Source organism: Amphritea sp. HPY (assembly GCF_050870985.1).
Classification (GTDB): domain Bacteria; phylum Pseudomonadota; class Gammaproteobacteria; order Pseudomonadales; family Balneatricaceae; genus Amphritea.
In genome coordinates, this window is sequence record NZ_CP194015.1 from 4,101,242 (window position 1) to 4,121,911 (window position 20,670).

Below are 20,670 nucleotides of genomic sequence, written 5' to 3' on the forward strand. Positions count from 1 at the left end.
ATGAGGATCTTCGACCTGATAAAACCTTTAACCGGGTAAAAAAAGGAGAGATCTTTACATGAGTCAACTTAGGCCCCGTTTCGCATCAACATTAGCTACCCTCAGCTTAAGTGCTGCCGTAGCTTTAGCAAGCGCCAATGCTGTCGCACAGCAACCTGAGCACGCTCATTCCGCGGATCATTCAGCTGGCCATGGCCAGCAAGTAGCAGCGACTAATCCTGCTGCACAACGTAAAGCCGCTATCGATTCTACCGAAGCGTTGATCAACTCGCACAAGCAGTGGGCACAGGCCCGTGGCGCAGCCAATAAAGCGGCAGCACTGCAAAACCTGATCGCTAAGACAGAAGCTCGCCGCGAGCTGATGGCTGAACTGATTAAAACCAACCCGGCAGAAGCACTGCGCGTGGCTATTCCTGGCGAGAAGCAATCCGGCATGCCCGCTGAAGTACAGGCGATGCTGGAACAGAAGATGGAAATCGAAGGTGAGCTGGAAGTCGTCTACGAAGATTACGAAGATGGCTCACACAAGCTGAAACACTTCCTCAAGACCTCTTTCGGTGAGCGTTTCGCACTCCACTTTTCAGGTAAAAAGCCTGTCCATAACAGTGGCAAACTGGTTAGTGCTTCCGGCGTCATGCTGGAAAACAACGATGCTGACAACCTGTCCGAAGACGGTGATCTGGTACTGGGATCAGAAGAAGACGCGCTGCTGACTCTGGCGGATGGCGGTACCGGCAATGGTGGCAGTGCAGGTTTGCCGAATGCCCTGGGTGACCAGCACACTCTGGTTATTCTGGTTAACTTCCAGGACAAGCCTTCAGAAAAGCCCTGGACCGTTGCTGAAGCACAGAATATGGTGTTCGGTACAGTAAACGATTTTTACGCCGAAAACTCTTCCCAGCAGACCTCAATTTCAGGTGATGTTTACGGCTGGTACACCCTGCCCCTGAGCAGCACTTCCTGTGACGGTTTTGCAATTCAGGACCAGGCTAAAGCAGCTGCTCAGGCCGCTGGTGCTGATCTGAGCAGCTACGACCGTTTCGTCTTCGCGTTCCCGAAGAATGGCTGTGGTTATTCCGGTATGGGCCAGGTTGGTGCGTATCCATCCAGCACCTGGATCAACAACAGCCTGACACTGCGTACCGTCGCCCACGAACTGGGCCACAACCTGGGCCTGCACCACTCACACGCAAAAGATTGTGGTGATACTACTTTGGGTAACAGCTGCTCTTCTCAGGAGTACGGCGATACCCTGGATATCCTGGGTTACTCCGGCACTGTGGGTCATTTCAACGCCTTCCAGAAAGAGCGTCTGGGCTGGCTGAGCAGCACTGAACTGGTCAATGCAGACGCATCCGGCAGCTACACCCTTTCACCGTATGCGCAGACAGGAAACACTCCGAAGGCCCTTAAAGCGCTGAAAAGCACCGATCCTGTAACCGGAAACCGTACCTGGTATTACATCGAGTACCGCCAGCCGGTAGGCTTCGATAGCGAACTGGTCAACAGAGGTATTGTTGATACGAATAACGTATTCAACGGGGTAACTGTACATATCGGCACAGAGAACGAAGGCAACAGCAGCTACCTGCTGGACATGACGCCGGGATCTGAGTTTATCGATATGAAAGATGCAGCCCTGACTGTCGGCAACCTGTTCAGCGATTCCAGCAGCAATATCACAATTGCTACGGACTCTGCCAACAGCAGCCAGGCGCAGGTAAGCCTGTCAGGCGGTTCCGCGCCAGTCTGTACCCGCGCTAACCCGACTATCTCTGTAACACCGGGTGAGAGTCCATGGGTTGCTGCAGGTACCGCAGTAGATTACCAGGTAACCGTTACCAACCGTGACAGCAGCGCTTGTAGCAACAGTACATACAACCTCAGCTCTACAGGCCTTTCCGGCTGGAACAGTAACTTCAGCAACAGCGCGCTGAATCTGGCGCCGGGTAACAGCAGTACAGCTATCCTGACCGTAACCTCTTCTGCGACTGCAGCCGATGGCTTCTATAACTTTACGGTAACCGCTAACAGCAATGGCTACAGCGCTAACTCTGCAATCACTTACGTAGTAAGCAACGGCAGCAGCAACAGCCTGCCAGTAGCGATCAGCGACAGCGCAACAACCGATGCGAATACGCCAGTGACCATCAATGTGCTGGGCAACGACTACGATCCGGATGGCGACAGCCTGAGCCTGGTATCTGCCAGCGGTAATACTGCGGTGAACAGTAATGGCACTATTACTTATACACCGGCAAACGGTTTCAGCGGCATCGACAGCTTCAGCTACAGCATCACTGATGGTAACGGCGGCAACGCCAGCGGTACAGTTACCGTTACTGTAAACGCAGTTAACAACAATCAGGCGCCGGTAGCAGTCAGCGATTCTGCAACAATGCCAAGCAAGTCTGCAATTACTATCGCGGTACTGGGTAACGATTACGATCCTGAAGGCGACAGCCTGCAGGTAACTGCAGTTACCCAGGGAGCCAAAGGCTCGGTACAGGTAAATGCCGATGGCAGCCTGACTTACATTCCGGCTAAGCGCTTCAAGAGCAGCGACAGCTTCAGCTATACCATCAGCGATGGCAATAAAACAGCAACTGCAACGGTTAGCGTTCAGCTGCAAAGCTCTGGTGACACTGGCGGTTCAGGCGGCGGTAAAGGCAACGGCAAGAAAAACCAGTAATCCGTAATAGATTCTGAATTTCAGGAAGTTAAGGAAGCGGAAGTAATTCAGGGATGAACAGGAAGGCAGAGGGAACCATAGGGACCGGTCAGGGACGACCGCATTTATACAAAGGCAAGATCATACGTAGCCTGTTAACCATTCCCCGTTAACAGGCTACCCCTGTGAATCAGGCATAAAAAGGGCGATGGAGTTAAATCCATCGCCCTTTTCTGTTTTCCCTGCCTCGCAGGGGATTATTATGGTCTCAGCGGCTATCTCCTGATTTCAGCTTTACCCGTAAGCTTTATCCATAAGCAACGGTTAAGCTGTACCGCCTGAAGCCGATTCCTGTTAAGGCAACTCCGCACGAGCCAGTGGGCAGTCACTATCTTCATTGAGACTGGCCAGAATGGCATGCGCTGCTGCTTCGTTGCCATTGATCCAGGCATCCTGCACCAGAGCAATGATCTGAGCGATACTCATCGGATAACCTACATCAGCACTGGCTGCGTTTAACAGAGCTGCAGCACTGTGCCGCAACAGGGCTTCATGATCCGTATTACCCTCGGCCCACAATGCATCCAGCAACGTATCGTGCTTATGATCGTTAGGCAGAACGTTTCCGCCCAGACCAAATGCATCCCTGTACTTAGTTTCAACCGGTACCGGACTGTATGGTGCAGTCCAGTTGCCAAAGTGCTGATCCTGCTTCCAGTAACCCGGTGTACAACCTTCGTTGGAAGGTACGAAACAGGTTGCTGTAGCAGATGCCTGTACCGGAGTACCATCTACGGCATCGTTACCGCTGGCAATGACAACATCGGTAGACTCACCAGTACCTGCTGGTATATAGCTACCGTTGTAGTTAGCAGAAGCTCCCGGAGCCAGTGAAGCCGGACCATATACGGTCTGGTCATCAGCAAGATTGCCCGGTGTACCATTATCATCGACAACCGTAATACCGTTCAGGGTTACGTTACCGGTATTGGTAACTACGCCGTTAAACAATATTGGTTGTCCTGCACCTGTCGAATCAGTACATAGCTTGGTTACTGCGATGGCAGGATTAATATCTGCCGCACAGGTGGCCTGCGCTGTATCTGAAACGGGGGTACTGGTAAAGGTATCAGCACCACTTGCAGTAACGATATCGGTTGAGCTTGAGCTGTTAGTGATAAAGCTACCACTGTAATTAGCAGAAGCACCCGCAATCAGGGTTGCAGGTCCGAACACCTGAACATCATCACCAGGAATACCTGGTGTGCCGTTATTATCCATAACAATTACACCGTCCAGAGCAACATCGCCATTATTGGTCACAGTACCGTTAAAGCTGACAACTACCGCATCGGCAGAAGCATTCAGCGCAGCAGTACACTGCTTGGATACCATAATGTCCGGATTAACATCCGGCTGGCAGGTTGCCTCGGCTGTATCGGAAACAGGTGTGCTGGCTAATGCATCAACACCTTCAGCGGTCACTGTATCAGTGGAGCTGAAGCTGGCAGTCGTAAATCCACCGGAGTAGTTTGCACTGCCACCCAGTCCCAGCATAATAGGACCAAGTACCTGAACATCGTCACCAGGATTACCCGGCGTACCATTATCATCGGTTACGGTAACCTCATTCAGTTTGACATTACCGAGGTTGCTGACAACACCGTTGAATGTAACATTGACCATATTACCGGCACTGTTAAGTGACGCGAAACAAGCTTTAGTTACTTCAATTTCAGGCTCGATAACCGGCTGACAGGTTGCTGTTGCATTATCAGATACGGGCGTACTGGTCAGTACGTCGGTACCAGTTGCTACCACAATATCGGTTGAGCTGGCACCTGAAGCGCCAAAACTACCGCTATATCCTGAAGACGCTCCTGGCGCCAGATCGATAGGACCCAGTACCTGTTGGTCATCAGTAGTATTGCCCGGGGTACCGTTATTATCGGTCACTGTTACGCCGGTCAGTTTAACGTTACCGGTATTGGTCACCGTACCACTGAAGGTAACATCCAAGCCGTCGCCGGTATCGTTGATATCGGCTACACAGGCTTTGTCGACCATGATGTCCGGATTAATATCCGGAGAACAGGTCGCTGTATCCGTTGCAGTTACCGTTGTCAGGCCGCGTGTACCGGTTGCATTCACAACATCGGTAGACGGGATAGACATGGTCAAGAAACTACCGTTGTAGTTATCTGAAGCACCGGCTGCCAGCGTTTGCGGACCATAAACAGTCACATCATCGCCGGTATCGCCCGGTGTACCCATATCATCGACTACTGTGACTTCCAGAGGCAGTGCGCCGGTATTAGTCACAACACCGTCGAAGCTAACTTCGATCATGTCACCAGCAGTATTGACGTCGGCGGAACATTGCTTAGTTACCGCAATGCTGCACACTTCAAAGGCACCCATGACATAGTCCTTCAGTACCGCATCTTCAGAATGTGAAGCCCGTGTTTCCGCCAGGAAGGCACTGAAGCAGGGAGTTTCACCCAGCAGTGCGGTGACGTTAACGCCGCCTTCATAGAAGCTTTCAAACGGAATACTGTTCAGCGGCCCGGTTCTATCTGCATAAGGCCAAAGAACAGAGACACTGTCGCTATTTGTGATAGCACAGGCAACTTTATTACCACTGCCATCACAGGTAGGGTCGCCACCGGTATCGGTTTTGGAATCAAACAGCAGATCCAAAGGCCCCAAGGAGTGCCCCTCGGCATCCAGGTTGCCATCACCATCGAAGTCATTTGGGTCCCATTCGTAACCCTGGATCCGCGGAACCGCATTGGCCCCCTGCGGATACTCAACCAGCATCAGCAGATCGCCAGCCCCCAGCGCTGATTTAGCCACATGGTTGCCGGTAAATTGCTGGGCCGTTTCACCGATAGCGGGATCCTGGAAAAACCAGAAACCGGCAAAGGCGTCACCGTTATTGGCCAGCCGGTCCAGGCCGAAGTAGATGATCAGGTCACCTGCCTGATGAGTCGGAGTAGCCATACCGGCTTCAACCACATAAGCCGCCGCGTAAGCATTCTGGATCTGGTCTTTAGGCGGTGTACTACCCGCCTTGTGCCACCATTGATCGACATCATGGATATCCTTAGAGCCACCTTTCCAGAACACACTGGTATCGGCTTCAGGATCGTTGAAATCGGGCAGGATGCCGGTAAAGGCAACCGGGCTGCCGCCATTATTAGCGCCCCCGTTATAGAGCGTTGCCCAGTCATCCGGCAGCCCTGCCCCACTATCGTCAAGGGTATTACCCTCAAGTTCAAACAGCCCCGGAGGATTTCCATCCACCGCGACGGCAGGCATCATAATCATCAGGGCAGCGGCAAAGACGCTAGCCATGATGAATGATGTAAATTTAAAAATTGATGAGAACGTTCGCATGTCCCACCTCCTCCATCTCCCGCAAACTGAAATCCTGCGAAAGATAATTTAATTTTCGATCCGGTTACGGGAGATCCCTCTGACAACAACGACGGTCATCCATTTCCCATACGACATCCAGCAGATGCCATAACCGGAACACATGAAAATAAATAGCTGTAAAACATAGGAAAGTGGCTTTATCTTTTCCCCGGTAAACCCCTAATAAAACAGGCGACGGAGGCTTTTGTTCCACCGAATATCAATCCATACAGCTACAACCTTGCCCTATCGACCATTGCGCAGATAAGGTCTAGGCAGAAACCTCTGTTTCCGTCGCTAATATAAAGTGCAAAGTCCGGGCCAAAATCGTAAGTCATTGATATTAATGTGATTAATAAGTAAAAACTCCTTTTTCAGAGCGTCGATTGTCATCACTGCTTTACAAACTTTGCAGCTATTTATTTAACCCTATGAATATAAAGAAGAAGTTTGGCGAACCTGGTTGTTAAGACCAATTAACAACCACAAATTCCTGCTTACATTTTTTGTTCAGAGGCTTTTGAGGGTGGGCATTTAAGGCTGGCTTGTGAGTTAGGGTCAGGGCTTACACCATTGAGAATAAAAAAAGGCGACGGGATTAATCCCGTCGCCATGATTTCGATCTTTTATCTTTACCTCATTATTAGTGGTATCCGATCAGGTTGAAGGACCGGAATCGTCATCCAGAACGTCAGGAATACCATCGTCATCGTCATCACACAGATAGCACTCTGCGGTAACATCATCTGAACCGACAGGCCCGGTACCTAAAGCGCCATCAGCTGTAGCATTCACTGTATCAGTGGTGCTCAGGTCACTGGCCATCAGCGTAGGTACACTGGCTGCAGTAGGATAATAGCTGCCACTGTAGTTCTCACTGGCCCCTGGGGCCAGGCTCACATTGCTTAGCACAATGCCTGCTTCGCTATCGGTTACACTAACGTTGGACAGCGCCACGTTACTGTTATTGGTGACTACACCACTAAAGTCAACCTTCACTACAATCCGCGCAGGGCTGGCCTGTGCCTCAAGCAGTACATCACATTCCTTAGTAATATCCAGTATCAAAGTGGCATCACCGGCACAGCTGGCATCACCCGTGTCTTCAATCTTCGGTCCCTGCTGATCAAAGAAGTTGGTTCCGCTTGCAGTCACTGTATCCGAGTGGCTGAGTGTACCCGGATCGCTGACTGTCAGAGAGCCTTCGTAATCAAAGGCCTGACCTGGCAACAGGTCAAATGCACCGTTAGTCACAGGAGTATCAGGAGTACCATCACCTGAAACGTCGATTCTGATCAGGTCAAATGAAGCACTTTCACTGTCGCTGAGAGTGACGTTCAGCAGTTTAAGCTGACCATTGTTAGAGCCATCACCGCTGATATCTACATCGAGGTCTGTACCATTACTGCTGACCGCAGCAACACAGTTTTTATTCACATCGATGTCAGGTATGCCCGTCACGTCACAGGTAGCCTGAGCCATATCATCAACCACATCCACATTACCGTTAACCAATGTTGCAGTCACGGTGACTTCGTCGGTCAGGAATACCTGTCCATTGGAGTCAAACTGTGGATCAGACTCAATATAGCTACCTTCGAACAACACCGTTTCTCCGGACATCAGCAGGAAGCCTGCGATACCGGCGTTGATTACGCTGCCATTGATGGCAGGCGGAATCGTATTACCGTCTCCACACTCACCCGCCGTATTACCATCATCGAAGCAGACATCGGTGATATCACCCATATCATCACTCAGTGTTACTTCCAGGGAAACCGCACCATTATTAAGAACGGTACCGTTGAAATTAACGGTAACTGTGTCACCGGCAGAGTTCAGGTCCGCAGCACAGTCTTTGGTTGCAGAAATACCACACAATTCAAACTCACCTAACACAAAATCCTTCAGTGATGCGGTAAATGAACTGGATGAACGGGTCTCAGCCATAAAGCTGGCAAAGCAACCGTCACCACCCACCAGTTGAGTGATATTGATACCCCCTTCAAAGAAAGTTTCATAGGGAAACTCGTTCACAAAGCCATCTTTAGAAGTGTAAGGCCAGACTGAAGGAGTCGGATCGTTAGGGCCGTCCTCCGCATTAGAAATAGCGCATGCCAGCTGATCACCGGCAGATCCTGCACCGGCATTATCACAAATAGCATTAGCGCCTGAAACACTGGCGCTCAGGCGAAGGTTCTTAGCAGTACAATCGCCATCCTGGGGATTATTGTTGTCTGCTTTACTACAACTAGGGTCCCACACTGCGACCTTAATTTCTGGTTGCGCATTATTTGCCTGTGGAAAGTTAACCAGTACCAGGGTATCGCCAAGCTGGTGCAACCCGCTGAATGATCCATCATTCTCGGCGGCCACTTCATCCTTAAAGAACCAGAAACCCATAAAGGTATCACCGGCATTGGCGATACGATCAGCACCAAAATAAATTATCAGGTCGCCGACATCGTTATAGGCGGCTGCATAGCCATGGGTCAGGTCAGACTTATCCGGTACGGCACCGTCTTTCCAGCTCCACTGGTCGATATCCTGGATATCCTTCTTACCGCCGTCGAATATACTCATCAGGTCCGGGTCGGTAATAATGCCGGAAAATACGTTCGCACTACCTCCGCCGTTATACAAGGTTTGCCAGTCATCCGGAGGGGTCGCACCACCATCGACCGCGTTACCCTCTAACTGGAACAAGCCCAGATCGTCTACTGCATAGGCCGCAACCGGCCCCATACATAAAAAGACTCCCAACAGCCACGCTGAGAGCGTCGTAAATAAGTTGGACGTTTTCATGTCCTACCTCCCAAACCGCCGCACTTCATGTAAGTGCGACAAGATTTAAAATGCCTTTCTGGCTATGGAGGCCTGTGTCCCCAATTGCTTTACATATCCGATTAGCTGATATGCCTGCCCTTAAAAATCGGCATTGCTATACCGTTGATAACTCGCCGCTTTCAGGCCCTGCTTAAGATAGATCGATAAATACCTGTCTTACCCAAACCAGAAAATTTGAATACATAGCTGACGTTATAAGCAGGCAGATAAAGTGTTGGAAAAACCAGCTATCCCTTACTGCAGATCACTGGCTTTTGTTGCAACTATCTCCGGTAATAAGGCCCCTGAAACGGGTGACGGAGCTTTACGTGTTACATTATTCGCCCTGTTATCAGCTACTCCCTTACTCCCCTTTCCGCATATAGCCCGGAAATGGAATTGGAAACGCTTGTTTCCATCAGACAGGTAAAAGCAAAACCCACGCCAAACAGGCAATTCGTTGATAAATAAGAGTTTTTACTTACGGAAGAGATAGCAATAAGAGGAAACTGTAAAGATGCTTTTATAGTTTTACCAGAAAGGGATCTAACTAACTGAATTATATGGGGTAAAACTATGGAAGGCTGCTAAGTGGCCTTAACACCCTTCCATTCGTTGTAAATCTATTCTTACAATGCAGAGGATTATTTCTTGGTACCTGAGGCAGCTGCATCCGGCACCAGAATGCCGCGTAGCTTGTTACGGTATTCGCGGGTTACATCCCTTGCTTCAGCCCGATCAGTTACGGCTGTCGGCGTAATCAGGACCACCAGCTCTGTCCTGGACTTGGTTTTGCTGTCACTACTGAACAGCCAGCCCAGTAAAGGAATATGACGTGCCCCGGGCACTCCTTCATTGGAGCGTGTGTCGCTATCTTCAATCAGGCCACCCAGCACCAGAGTTTCTCCGCTTTGCACGGCAACGCTAGTATCTATCTTACGCTGGGTTATAGTGGGTGAATCAATACCTGAAGTGGCTGTTTCAGCTACATCATTCACTTCCTGAGTAATATCCAGCACCACCATACCACCTGCGTTCACCCTTGGCGTTACCTCAAGCAGTACCCCTGTATCCTTGAACTGAATAGTACTGGTGACATTGGAGCCTACATTGCCATCATCATCAGTAGTAGCGCTACTGGTATTAGTAGTCTCAGAGGTTCTTACCGGGACCTGATCACCGACACGGATAGTCGCAGTATGATTATCAAGTACCATCAGCGAAGGAGAGGAGATAACATTAAGCTTCGAGTCCGATGCCAGGGCGGTTAACAATAACCGGGTGCCCACCGCATCAAATATTTCATATGAGGCACTGGGTGAATAGGCACCCGGCGCTGTGATACTGCCACCATTAAATGAGTTTCCCAGGGTACCCCGCCCGGTTTTAGAGCCGCCATCCAGCCTGTTTTTAAAAAACCACTGCAAGCCATACTGTAGTTCATCTACCAATGTGACCTCTACGATCGTAGCCTCAACCAACACCTGCAGCGGCAACACATCCAGCTTGCCCAACGCACCCAATACTTTTTCATAATCTCCGGGTGATGCCAGAATTAACAAAGCATTGTTCTCTTCATCGGCAATAATACTGACCTCACCGACATTCAGATCTGCAGGAGCATCTGATGATCGCGCTATTGTCGGCGGTGCTGATTCAGTGTCTTCTCCTGTAGCAGCGACAACCAGTTCCGCTCTGGCACGGCGATTATCTCTACCGAGGTCACTTCGCCGCTGCCCCTCAAACAGTTGAGTCAGCATGTCGGCGAGATTCTCTGACTTTCCATTCTGTACATAATAAACATACAATCCCAGCCCGCTGGATGTTTCAGCCCGGTCCAGCCGTTCGATCCAGACCCGGGCATCGCGCAGGTATTTTTTTTGTGAGGTCATAACCAGCAGAGCGTTCAAACGCTCGATCGGCATATAGCGAACCACACCGGCAAGGGGGCCATCGGCACTGTCGCCAAAAATGGCTTCCAGCTCATCCACCAGCACATCAGGCGCTACTGACTTCAACCGGAACAGGCCAACGGACATACCCACCAGCTGATCAATATCGAACACTTTTATCGTCTGATTCAGGTTGATCAGCTCTTCCTGGGTGCCGGCAAGCGTTATCAGGTTGCGGTGTTCATCAGCTTCGATTAATCCCTGCCTTGGTTTGATCGGTTCGAGGATCTTCGCCATCTCTTTCGCCGAGATATACTGCAACGGTACTATAAGCACCTGGTAGCCTTTATCCGCAGACAATTTAGATGTGATTCTCAGTTTACTGGCAGGCACCGAGTCCGCAGGTACCACTTCATAAAAGTCGTGCATCTTCACCAGCGCCGCACCATTAATCTGCAGCAGGTGTTCAAGAATCGGAATCAGTGATTTGCGAGGAATCGGTGAGCTGGTTTGAATATAGGCTGTGCCCCGTACCCGTTCATCGATGGAAAAGTTCTGCTGCAGAATATCGCCCAGTATGGTTTTCACTACCTCGGCGATCTCCGCTTCCTGAAAATTCAGCGTAATATCACCCTCTTCTGACTCTGTGACTTCCGGCCGGTTCAGGGGTTCAAGGCTCATAAAGCGTCCATTGCCCTGATACAGCTCGTACGCTGGCAGAGAAGGTGCCGGAGCTGCACCAGTCTCGGTCGCAAACCGGTCGGTTCGCAGCTCTTCCGGACTGGCGCTGTCATCCAGAGCGTTTGCCACCCCTTTGGGCATCAGGCCAGCATTATCGGCAGGCCGGTGCCAGGGATTATCCAGTGTCGCCCGCTCTTCAGGTGCCGTACAGGCACCTATCACCACGCAGCAGAGCGCCACCAGGTAATATCTTAGCTTGCTATTATTCAACATAACCATTCATCCTCAATCCAGCTACATTTCCTGCACCTTTCCTGCTCGGGCAGCAGGTTTCTGAGTCGGATTCGTTTTCCTTTCTGTAGCAGTTGAATCACTGCCCTGAGCACCATTTACCGGTGTTTTTCTCTCTTTCGGCGATACCGGCAACGACTCCCGTGGTTGCCTTAATTCCATTCGGACTAACTGATCACCGGAGATCACGCTGACCCAGTCAGCATTCACTTCTTCTAACTGCCATCGATCATCCAGCGCCATCCCAACCTCTAACCTCAGCCGTTTATCCCCTTTACGCTCCTGAAACAACGCCATAACCCTTTCACCGATTATAGTAATACCGGTTAATTTCCAGGTTTCTCTTAACTCCTGTTCATTACCGCCAGCGGGGCCGGAACTTTTCGGCTGCGGCTTGCGCCCCTCATTAAACAAAGGTCGTTGCATCACCTCTTCAAACTGTGACAATGCTGGAAACTCTGGCAGTGTAACTACCTGATCGTTGCTCCCGGCAGCTTCCTCTGCAGAAGTCTCGTCCACCGTCAGGACAACACTGAGTAAGCTCAGAAAAAGCACAGCAGATAACATCTGAAACCGCCTTGTTGAGACTGCTGAATTTTGAAAATAGCGGCTCATAAGGACGGCTCCTTAACGGCATAACCGATCAGGTCAAAGCGAACATCCATTGGTCTTGTCTGCGGTGTGCTTGATCTGGTCACCCCTGCATTGCGTTGCCGGGCCTGCCTTTGTTGTCGTAACTGCCGCAACCGTTGCTGGCGGGACTGTCGGGTCTGACGGGCATTCGCAGTCACTGAGAAGTTTTCCACAAAGAGCAAAGGCTTGCCTGACTCAAGACTATGTAGCAACGGTACCAGTTGATCGATCTCCAGGCGCAAGTGCACCTGAATAGCCACACTCTGCAATGGAGAATCATCCGACTGGTTCAGGATATTAGTACTGGCTACCTGCCCGCCATAGCGGCGAATAGCCTGGTTCAGGTACTGTTGCAAACCTGCTGCGGCAAGCGCGGGTTTAGTTTCAGGCAGATAAAATTCAACCGAGGGATTATTCTGCTGTAGTTTTTTCAGCTCTTCTTCGGTCTGCTCCATTCCTTCTCCCAGACGCCGATAAATCAACACCTGCTGTTCCAGAGAATCAATGGTCTCGCCATAATCCATGTAACTTGAAATAAACGGCCTTACGAAAAATATAATAAGCAACAGCAACAAGATGGCCAGAATAGAGACCGCCAGAATCTGACGCTGCTTTAATGGCAACTCAGCAATCATTGCGCACCTCCCGCAAGAGGCCCTTGCAACTTAGCCGTAATTGAAAAATGCTCTTTCTGTGAGCGGGGGTTAATTGTGACAGGGGATGAAAAACGGACATCATGGAACATCGTCGATTCTTCAACCAATCCGATAAGGGCTGACGCGCTGGTCGACTCGCCCTGAAAAGTTATCTCCTGGTCCTTAACAAACAAGCGTGTCAGCCAGGTATTGTCAGGGATTATCCCGGTTAACTCATTCAGCAACAGCAACGCTGAAGGCGCGGTTTGTTTCCGATTAACCAGAAACTGGCGACTTTCCTGCAGCTGTTCCAGTTCAGTCCTCAGTTTTTTCGCCTGCATCGCCAGTGCACGAGGCTCTTCAATCTCGCGGGTTAGTGATTCAACACGCTGATAGCGCTGATACAAGCCGCCAAGGGCAACCAATACGATAAGAACCAGTAAAAGCCAGAACTTTTGTTGTCGCTGGCGTTCGGCCCTGATGCGATGATCAGCACCGTCCTCCCGGGGCAAAAGATTTTTAACAGGGTTATCTATTTCTGTCAGATTGAGGCTCTCGGGAACAACGTTGGTGACTTTAATACCTTGTGCAGCCAAACGATTCAGCAAACCGTCCAGCACATCCTGGGTAACAATTGTGAGTTCTACATGAATTTTATGCTGTGCCGGATCACGACTGATAATTTCATGGATGAAATAGACCTCTTCTGCTTTGAACGGGGTATTTCGGTCCATCTCAAATTTTAAGACATCATCCAGTTTGCTGGCAGTTGCCTGCGGTAAAATTACTGTTTTGCGAAGGATATAATGACTGGGTAACAGGAGCACCATCTGATCAGCCATACCCGCCAGAGTCTTTCTCTGCTCTATTTCGTTATAATCAGGATCATCATCCAGATTAAATTCAGCTAATAACTCCAGGCCTTGTGGAGACTTCGTTTTCAGGTAACAGACGCCATTGTCTATAGCGATTAATAAAGCCTTGCTCTGTACTTTAAACTGGCTACGCAATACTGTGGGCATCAACCCTGCCAGCTCTCCTGTCCACCAATGCCAGAACCCTTTAACCGATTCGGCTACTTCATCAAGGTAGGAGCGAGTGTCAACATTAGTGTTTTCATCACTCACGGGGGTTCACCTTTGCTTTTACTAAAGCTCTGTCTGACCGAATATTTCAATTCGCCTCGAATGAAAATCCAGTATTTTAAATACCCCTTTTCCCTGCCCCCCACGACGCTGAACAACTACAGACATCCCTGATCTTGTTTGCGGATCGATCACCGCTTGCGTATGAATAGTGTAGTTTACACTTCGCATGCTTGTGGAAAAAAAAGACGATGCAAACAGCTCACCAGAGGGTTTCTCTCCTTCTGGATGTAAACGCCTGCGATCGTCTATATACTGCTCTACTTGTGCTTCAGACGCCTCAGACAGTGCTAATAAAACCCACCTGGAGGCCACCAGAGGGTTTACTACCTGTTTACCCGAGTAAACAGTCACACTGTCTCTGATCACACTAAAAACCTGTTCATCCATTCCCAGAACCCGTCTCAGCTCCAGTATCGATTCAAAGGGGGCATCTTTTGCTTCCCAATCTAAACCGGCCAGCAAGTAATCATCATCTTCAGCACCATTGAGTCGCTTCAGATCATCACCATCCCGCCAATCGAGAATAGCATCGGCCAGACTATCCGCCCTTGCATCATCAACATCAGCGGCTATCAGTAAGAGCCGTAACATGGTATCTGGCGCGCTATTGAGGTCGATCTTGCCGTTTTCATCCTCTACCGCAACCTGTATTAACATGTCAGCCAGCGGCATTTCATGAACCGACCCATCAGCCAGCCATGACACCTGATCAGCCGGTATATCCAGACCCCAGTATGCCCATTGAACACCCGCTTCAGCTGCGTATTTTGCCTGGGTGGCATGCCGCAGATTATTAGTCAGCTGACCCGAACTTCGGCTGGTTGCCGAGATAGCTGCCGCCATCAATGACAGCAATAACACAACCCAAAGCACGCTGATCAACGCGATCCCACGACTAAGCCTGAGATTACAACCGGGGGCACAGCTAAAACTCAACATATCAGCGGGCCTCCCTGATACCAAGCGCAGGCTCGCGGGGTATAACAACAAGATCAGGCCAGCCTCGGATCCGTTGCTGTTCCGACAGGAATCGTATCTGAATAGCTGCAGGCATCATTGGCAAAAATCGCCATTCGGGTTGCCAGCCGATAAAGCTATCCTCCTCTATATCCAGATAACCAAACTCAATCTGTTCAACTGCTCCTTCAGCCAGCACAAAGCGCGCTGCCGCCTGGCCACCACGGAACTCAGCCAGCAACAGATCCCAATCAACAGGTTCCTCCGAATCATAAGGTGCGGTGATCATCTCTAACCGGGCAATATCTTCAAAATCCTGCCTGATCGTCAGGTAGATCCAAAGCAAGGGCCCCTCTTCATCAAAGCGGGGCAGTGAGGCAACAAACAGTAACTCATTCTCAAGCCCCAGAAAGCCCACCGATGAAGTTGCATCGCTGCTATCAATAACCAGCTCAGGACGGGCTGTTGCCAGTAAGCGGCGCAGAAAACGTTGCGCAAGAAAGGCATCAGACACCTCCTCATTGCGCTCTGTCACCTTTTCCCAGCTACTCATGCCGATCTGCAATCCGCCATACACCAATACGGTTAACAGGCCCGTTAGCATCAGGGCGATCAACAGCTCCAGTAACGTGAAGCCAGATTGAGCGATGCGTTCAAAGGCTTTGTTCTTCATGCTGTCGCTCCAGCCGGATAGTACTCAGGGTGATATTCTGAGCTTTAGCACCATCACCCCAGCTCACCGACACTTCGATCAGATAAGGCTGCAATGACTGATTATCCACCGGTGGGTCGTCGGGAAATTCATAATCCGAGACTTCGGTTTGCCACTGCATATCCAGCATCACACCATCGTGATCACGGTCATCATACGAACCATCATCCCGACCGGGCTCAATAAACGGCTCTGACAGCAGTTCAGCCATCTTACTCTCAGCAACTAACAACGCCTGCTGGTAGACTTCCGAGGTTCGGGTTATGCGGCTGGATAATGAAAATATCTGCAGGATGATGCCCAGAGAAAGCGACAGAACGACAAAGGCAACCAGAACCTCCAGCAGTGAAAAACCTCGCGCTCTTCTGCCAGTATTAATCATCGATTGTTACCTTGCCGGTCAGCCAGTGGACAGCTATCTGATATTCCCCGGAGTCAGCTGCCACCGATAAAATACCGCCGTTTGAGCTGCCGTCAGGATAAAAGCTGATCCTGGCTGCAACGTCCTGCGCAATACCATACTGTGGCGGGTCTACTTCATTATCCAGGCTCAGTTGAACGGATTTCGGCCAGCGGTAGTTTTTTGACTGGCCGCTGATCCGCAAGGCCGGTAGTTCATCATCATATTCCACCGTTATCACCCGGCCCCCAGCTATCGCCAGGCTTCGGGCGTGACGCAACATGGCGGCCAGCTCCTGGGTACTGGTTTTCAGTTCAACGCCGGGCATAACCGCAAACAATCGCGGCGCTACTACACCCAATAGCAGCGCTGCAATCACCAGCACCACTAGCAACTCCAGCAATGTATAACCACGTTGGCTATCGTTATTGCCAGCTGCCCACATCACTGCTTTCACCCTCGCCACCTTCCTGACCATCTGAACCTAATGAGAACAGATCAAAGTCACCGTGCTCACCTGGAAAACGGTAGTGATAGTCATAGCCCCAGGGGTCTTTACGAATAATCCGTTTTTTCAGATAAGGGCCATTCCAGTTACTGGCACTCGATGGTTTACTTATCAAGGCATCGAGTCCTTCACTACTAGCCGGGTAACGTCCTACTTCAAGACGATACAGGTCCAGGGCCGCGCTATATTCCTCAATTTGCAGCATTGCCGCTTTGGTTTTTGAACCACCCAGTTGCTTCAGTACCTGTGGTCCGACCAGACTGGCCAGTAAACCCAGGATAACCAGCACCACCAGCAGTTCCAGCAAGGTAAAACCCCGCTCGGAATAATGCCATCCGATCAGTGTCCTGTGTCCGGATGGTATTTTCAGGCTATTCATAGTTTCCTCCAGCATATTCAAAGAGGCAGTTGATTAAGCGAAAGAATCGCCACCAAAATCGAAATAATAATGCCGGCAATTAAAACTCCCAGGCCGACAATCAGGGCCGGTTCAAGAATCGTCAACATACGCTGAATCGCTGTGCCTACCTGCCGGTCATAGACATCGGCAACCTTCAGCAGCATCTGATCCAGCTGTCCGGTTTCCTCCCCGACCTGAATCATCTGCAACATCAATGGCGGAAACAGCTCACTCTCGGCCAGCGGTTCGGCCAGAGTGCTGCCCTCCTTAACCCGGTCAGTTGCAACCTCGATCACTTCAGTCAGGGCGCGGTTAAGCAGCGTCTCTCTGGCAATCGTTAACGCACTAAGCAAAGGGACTCCGGCTTTAGCCAATGTACCCAGGCTGCGGCTGAACCGCGCCACTTCAAGCTTCTGACTCAGCGCGCCCCATAAAGGTAATTTAAGGCTGCGACGATCCCAGCGCAGGCGAATCTCCGGTTGCTGTAACAGGTAACGCAGATAGAATCCCAACAGCAATAAAACAAACAGAAACAACAAACCGTAATCGGTAATGCCACGGGCGGTAGAGATAACAATACGGGTTGCCAGAGGTAGCGCTTGCCCCATATCACTGAACAGCTGCTCAAACTGTGGCACGACATAGGTGAGGATAATCAATAACGATAATGCGGCGACCGCCAGCAGGATCAACGGATAGATCAGTGCCGACAAAGTACGCTCCCGCAACTCCCTGCTGCGTTCGAGATAGATCGCAAGGTCGCTCAGACCAGCCCCAAGATCACCAGCCGCCTCGGCCGCCTGTACCATATTGATGTAGAAGCGGGAAAAGGTATCCGGTTGCGCGGACAACGCTACAGACAATGATTGTCCTTTCCGAACGCCCTCCTGCACCGCCATGATAAGCTGTTTTGAGCTTTCTTCCTGGGTTACCGAAAGCATGATGGCCAGAGCCCTGTCCAGAGAGATGCCCGCCTGCAGCAGAGCAGAAAGATCTTCGGTAAAGATCATCATCTGGCTATGCTGACTCGCTTTACCCCAGCTGAGTTGCTGTGAAAGAAAGCCAGAGGCTTTCTTTGTGCCGGCCCGTTCAACCGACATCGGGATCAGCCCCTGACGTTGCAGCTTTTCAACAGCGGCATTCTGGTCCGGCGCTTCGATAAGGCCACTACGCTCGTCGCCATCACCAGTCACGGCCTGATAAGAAAAAGAGGTCATCATCAGGTCTCCCGGGTTACCCGGATCACCTCTTCCATGTTGGTGATGCCCTGCTGGGCCTTATCGCGACCATCCTCATACATGGTCTTCATCCCGGTCTGTTGCGCGGCACTCTGGATCTCCGACACATCCGCATGGCGCATGACCAGACGTCTGATATCGTCATTCATCAGCAGCAGTTCCTGTATCGCGACACGGCCGTAAAACCCGGTTTGGTTGCAATGGCTGCAACCTTTAGAGCGATACAGCAATATCGCCCCGGTAACCTGATCGGGCTGTAACCCCAACTCCGCAGTCACTTCAGGCAGTGGCGTATAAGATTCCCGGCACTTCTGACACAACATCCGCACCAGACGCTGACCGATAACCGCATTCAAAGTCGAGGTCAGCAGGTAATCTTCGACTCCCATCTCGAGTAACCGGGTGATACTGCTGGGGGCATCATTGGTATGCAGGGTAGACAGCACCATATGCCCGGTGAGTGCCGATTGGACACAGATTCTTGCTGTCTCAAGATCTCGCATCTCGCCGACCATGATCACATCCGGGTCCTGCCGCACAATCGAGCGCAAAGCATTTGCGAAATTCAACCCTATGGCAGGCTGAACCTGTATCTGATTCACCCCTTCCAACTGGTATTCAACAGGATCTTCTACCGTAATCAGTTTACGGGATGCGGTATTAAGCATATTCAGCGCAGTATACAAGGTCGTGGTTTTACCACTGCCGGTTGGCCCGGTGACCATCAACATTCCGTTCGCCACAGACAATACCTGTAGCAACCGGTCACGGGTGTGGTCGGAGAAACCCAGAGCTTGCAGATCGAGAATCACACTCTCCCGGTTTAATAGTCGCAGCACCACACTTTCGCCATGCATCGTCGGCACAGTAGAGACCCGGATATCCAGGTCATTACCCTGCACTTTCTGCTCAATACGACCATCCTGAGGTAAACGTCGCTCGGCTATATTGAGGCGAGCCATAATTTTAAGGCGGGATATTACCGCCGCGGTCAGCTGCACCGGCGGCGCTTCACCCTCCTGCAGCACACCATCAATCCGGTAACGGATCTTAAGGCGATTCTCAAACGGCTCAATATGAATATCTGATGCTCTGGCCTCAACCGCACGCTGAATCACCAGATTGACCAGGCGTATGACCGGAGCCTCACTGGCCATATCTTTGAGGTGTTCAATACTCTCATCGCGGGCATCCGCTGCCGGCTCAACCTCCGACAAAATATCGCCCATTTCGCTCTGACCTTCGCCATAAAGTGCTTCAATAGCAGAATCTATCTCAGAGGAAATCCCAACACTGGGAATTACTGAAAGGCCACAGGCAAGGGCGACTGCATCAGCTGCATAGTTATCCTGAGGGTTAGCCATGGCCAGACGGATTGAGGTATTGGTCAGTTCAATGGGAATCAGATGGAATTCCCGCAGGAAACGGTAGGAAAGCTTATCCGGCAGCAACGCCTGGGATGGAAACTCAGCAGGTTGAACCAGCGGTAGCGACAGCAGTTCAGATAGTACTTTGGCAATCTCCTTTTCTGAGATCAACCCGAGTCTGGCCAGCAATAATACCAGCGGTTCATCCCCCCCCTGCTCCTGTCGGACCTGACTTACCTGAGAGTACTGAGCTTCGGTTAGCAAACCTTGCGTTATCAACGCCAGACTCAGTTCCTCTTCCGTAACTGCCCGACTATCTGCAGAGTTCATTCAACTATCCTCCACGTCCATCGGTGAATAACAGAAACAATTTAGCTACAGAGACCCCTTAGTAAACCAGCAAATGACTCTGCAATTCGGTAACACTTTATTCGGTCGATCTTGTATCTGTAGATTTACACTAAAATATAGTCCCGATTTTATGCTCCGAATCTAAATTCTTTTGCCGGCCTCTCTGCTCACTGAATAACATCAATTAATTCAAATCCTTAAGCGCTAAAAAAATCACGTGCTATAAAAAAATACAGCAGAATATAAAATCAGAATTTTTAACCGTTAAGACGCTGAAATTACGCTTGAGAAAAATCGATAAAACTCACTGTAATCAAAGATTAACAGTTAAGGAACGTACTTTTTAATCGATTAAAACACCCTCTCAGGTGGAGGATATTTCAGTACTCTGGAAACCAACCCAAACTTTGACAGATCATCCATTTACGCTAAACCATTAACTAAAGAAACCATCGATACAGTTTGAAAAGGACCTGTCACTTACTGCTCTGCCTGTCGTGAAACTGGCTGCTCTATAGCCCGCAGAGAACAAAATGGAAT

At 50.4% G+C, this 20,670-nt stretch carries 14 protein-coding genes; 1 reads left to right on the top strand and 13 read right to left on the bottom strand.

Annotated features, from left to right (window positions below):
* The first annotated feature begins 58 nt into the window (after positions 1–58).
* Complete coding sequence (locus ACQUQM_RS18275; protein ID WP_432471298.1) at positions 59–2,692, top strand: Ig-like domain-containing protein; 2,634 nt, start codon at positions 59–61, stop codon at positions 2,690–2,692.
* A gap of 333 nt (positions 2,693–3,025) precedes the next feature.
* Here the strand turns inward: ACQUQM_RS18275 and ACQUQM_RS18280 are convergent, their stop codons facing one another.
* The 13 genes from ACQUQM_RS18280 to gspE all read right to left on the bottom strand — a co-directional run bounded on the left by ACQUQM_RS18280 (position 3,026) and on the right by gspE (position 20,109).
* On the bottom strand, positions 3,026–6,070 hold the full coding sequence (locus ACQUQM_RS18280; protein WP_432471299.1) for a DUF7507 domain-containing protein: 3,045 nt from the start codon (positions 6,068–6,070) through the stop codon (positions 3,026–3,028).
* 678 nt (positions 6,071–6,748) lie between these two features.
* Entirely contained in the window at positions 6,749–8,896 is a 2,148-nt protein-coding gene (locus ACQUQM_RS18285) for a hypothetical protein (protein ID WP_432471300.1), read from the bottom strand.
* Positions 8,897–9,561: 665 nt separating this feature from the next.
* Positions 9,562–11,763: a type II secretion system secretin GspD gene (gene gspD, locus ACQUQM_RS18290; RefSeq protein ID WP_432471301.1), complete on the bottom strand. Its 2,202-nt coding sequence runs from the start codon at positions 11,761–11,763 to the stop codon at positions 9,562–9,564.
* Positions 11,764–11,784: 21 nt separating this feature from the next.
* Positions 11,785–12,348, bottom strand: a complete 564-nt coding sequence (locus ACQUQM_RS18295) for a hypothetical protein (protein ID WP_432471302.1) — start codon at positions 12,346–12,348, stop codon at positions 11,785–11,787.
* A 44-nt stretch (positions 12,349–12,392) separates the two neighbouring features.
* A complete protein-coding gene (gene gspM / locus ACQUQM_RS18300) occupies positions 12,393–13,049 on the bottom strand; it encodes a type II secretion system protein GspM (RefSeq protein WP_432471303.1) in 657 nt (218 codons plus the stop codon).
* Positions 13,046–14,176, bottom strand: a complete 1,131-nt coding sequence (locus ACQUQM_RS18305; protein WP_432471304.1) for a PilN domain-containing protein — start codon at positions 14,174–14,176, stop codon at positions 13,046–13,048. Before ACQUQM_RS18305 ends, gspM begins: the two co-directional genes overlap by 4 nt.
* A gap of 21 nt (positions 14,177–14,197) precedes the next feature.
* On the bottom strand, positions 14,198–15,136 hold the full coding sequence (locus ACQUQM_RS18310; RefSeq protein WP_432471305.1) for a general secretion pathway protein GspK: 939 nt from the start codon (positions 15,134–15,136) through the stop codon (positions 14,198–14,200).
* A gap of 1 nt (position 15,137) precedes the next feature.
* A complete protein-coding gene (locus ACQUQM_RS18315; protein WP_432471306.1) occupies positions 15,138–15,827 on the bottom strand; it encodes a prepilin-type N-terminal cleavage/methylation domain-containing protein in 690 nt (229 codons plus the stop codon).
* Positions 15,808–16,248 (bottom strand): type IV pilus modification PilV family protein, encoded by a 441-nt coding sequence (locus ACQUQM_RS18320; RefSeq protein WP_432471307.1) that lies wholly within the window; start codon positions 16,246–16,248, stop codon positions 15,808–15,810. The genes ACQUQM_RS18315 and ACQUQM_RS18320 overlap by 20 nt, the downstream gene beginning before the upstream one ends.
* Positions 16,241–16,723: a GspH/FimT family pseudopilin gene (locus ACQUQM_RS18325; RefSeq protein ID WP_432471308.1), complete on the bottom strand. Its 483-nt coding sequence runs from the start codon at positions 16,721–16,723 to the stop codon at positions 16,241–16,243. Before ACQUQM_RS18325 ends, ACQUQM_RS18320 begins: the two co-directional genes overlap by 8 nt.
* Positions 16,692–17,153, bottom strand: coding sequence for a type II secretion system major pseudopilin GspG (gene gspG, locus ACQUQM_RS18330; RefSeq protein WP_432471309.1), 462 nt, complete (start codon positions 17,151–17,153; stop codon positions 16,692–16,694). The genes ACQUQM_RS18325 and gspG overlap by 32 nt, the downstream gene beginning before the upstream one ends.
* Positions 17,154–17,170: 17 nt before the next feature.
* Complete coding sequence (locus ACQUQM_RS18335) at positions 17,171–18,394, bottom strand: type II secretion system F family protein (RefSeq protein WP_432471310.1); 1,224 nt, start codon at positions 18,392–18,394, stop codon at positions 17,171–17,173.
* On the bottom strand, positions 18,394–20,109 hold the full coding sequence (gene gspE / locus ACQUQM_RS18340) for a type II secretion system ATPase GspE (protein ID WP_432471311.1): 1,716 nt from the start codon (positions 20,107–20,109) through the stop codon (positions 18,394–18,396). Before gspE ends, ACQUQM_RS18335 begins: the two co-directional genes overlap by 1 nt.
* Between the last annotated feature and the right edge of the window lie 561 nt (positions 20,110–20,670).

What these genes read in the sequence shown, in the direction of transcription:
- ACQUQM_RS18275 (WP_432471298.1), top strand. Translation starts at nt 59, where the DNA reads ATGAGTCAACTTAGGCCCCGTTTCGCATCAACATTAGCTACCCTCAGC.
- ACQUQM_RS18280 (WP_432471299.1), bottom strand. Translation starts at nt 6,070, where the DNA reads ATGCGAACGTTCTCATCAATTTTTAAATTTACATCATTCATCATGGCT.
- ACQUQM_RS18285 (WP_432471300.1), bottom strand. Translation starts at nt 8,896, where the DNA reads ATGAAAACGTCCAACTTATTTACGACGCTCTCAGCGTGGCTGTTGGGA.
- gspD (WP_432471301.1), bottom strand. Translation starts at nt 11,763, where the DNA reads ATGTTGAATAATAGCAAGCTAAGATATTACCTGGTGGCGCTCTGCTGC.
- ACQUQM_RS18295 (WP_432471302.1), bottom strand. Translation starts at nt 12,348, where the DNA reads ATGTTATCTGCTGTGCTTTTTCTGAGCTTACTCAGTGTTGTCCTGACG.
- gspM (WP_432471303.1), bottom strand. Translation starts at nt 13,049, where the DNA reads ATGATTGCTGAGTTGCCATTAAAGCAGCGTCAGATTCTGGCGGTCTCT.
- ACQUQM_RS18310 (WP_432471305.1), bottom strand. Translation starts at nt 15,136, where the DNA reads ATGTTGAGTTTTAGCTGTGCCCCCGGTTGTAATCTCAGGCTTAGTCGT.
- ACQUQM_RS18315 (WP_432471306.1), bottom strand. Translation starts at nt 15,827, where the DNA reads ATGAAGAACAAAGCCTTTGAACGCATCGCTCAATCTGGCTTCACGTTA.
- ACQUQM_RS18320 (WP_432471307.1), bottom strand. Translation starts at nt 16,248, where the DNA reads ATGATTAATACTGGCAGAAGAGCGCGAGGTTTTTCACTGCTGGAGGTT.
- gspG (WP_432471309.1), bottom strand. Translation starts at nt 17,153, where the DNA reads ATGAATAGCCTGAAAATACCATCCGGACACAGGACACTGATCGGATGG.
- ACQUQM_RS18335 (WP_432471310.1), bottom strand. Translation starts at nt 18,394, where the DNA reads ATGATGACCTCTTTTTCTTATCAGGCCGTGACTGGTGATGGCGACGAG.
- gspE (WP_432471311.1), bottom strand. Translation starts at nt 20,109, where the DNA reads ATGAACTCTGCAGATAGTCGGGCAGTTACGGAAGAGGAACTGAGTCTG.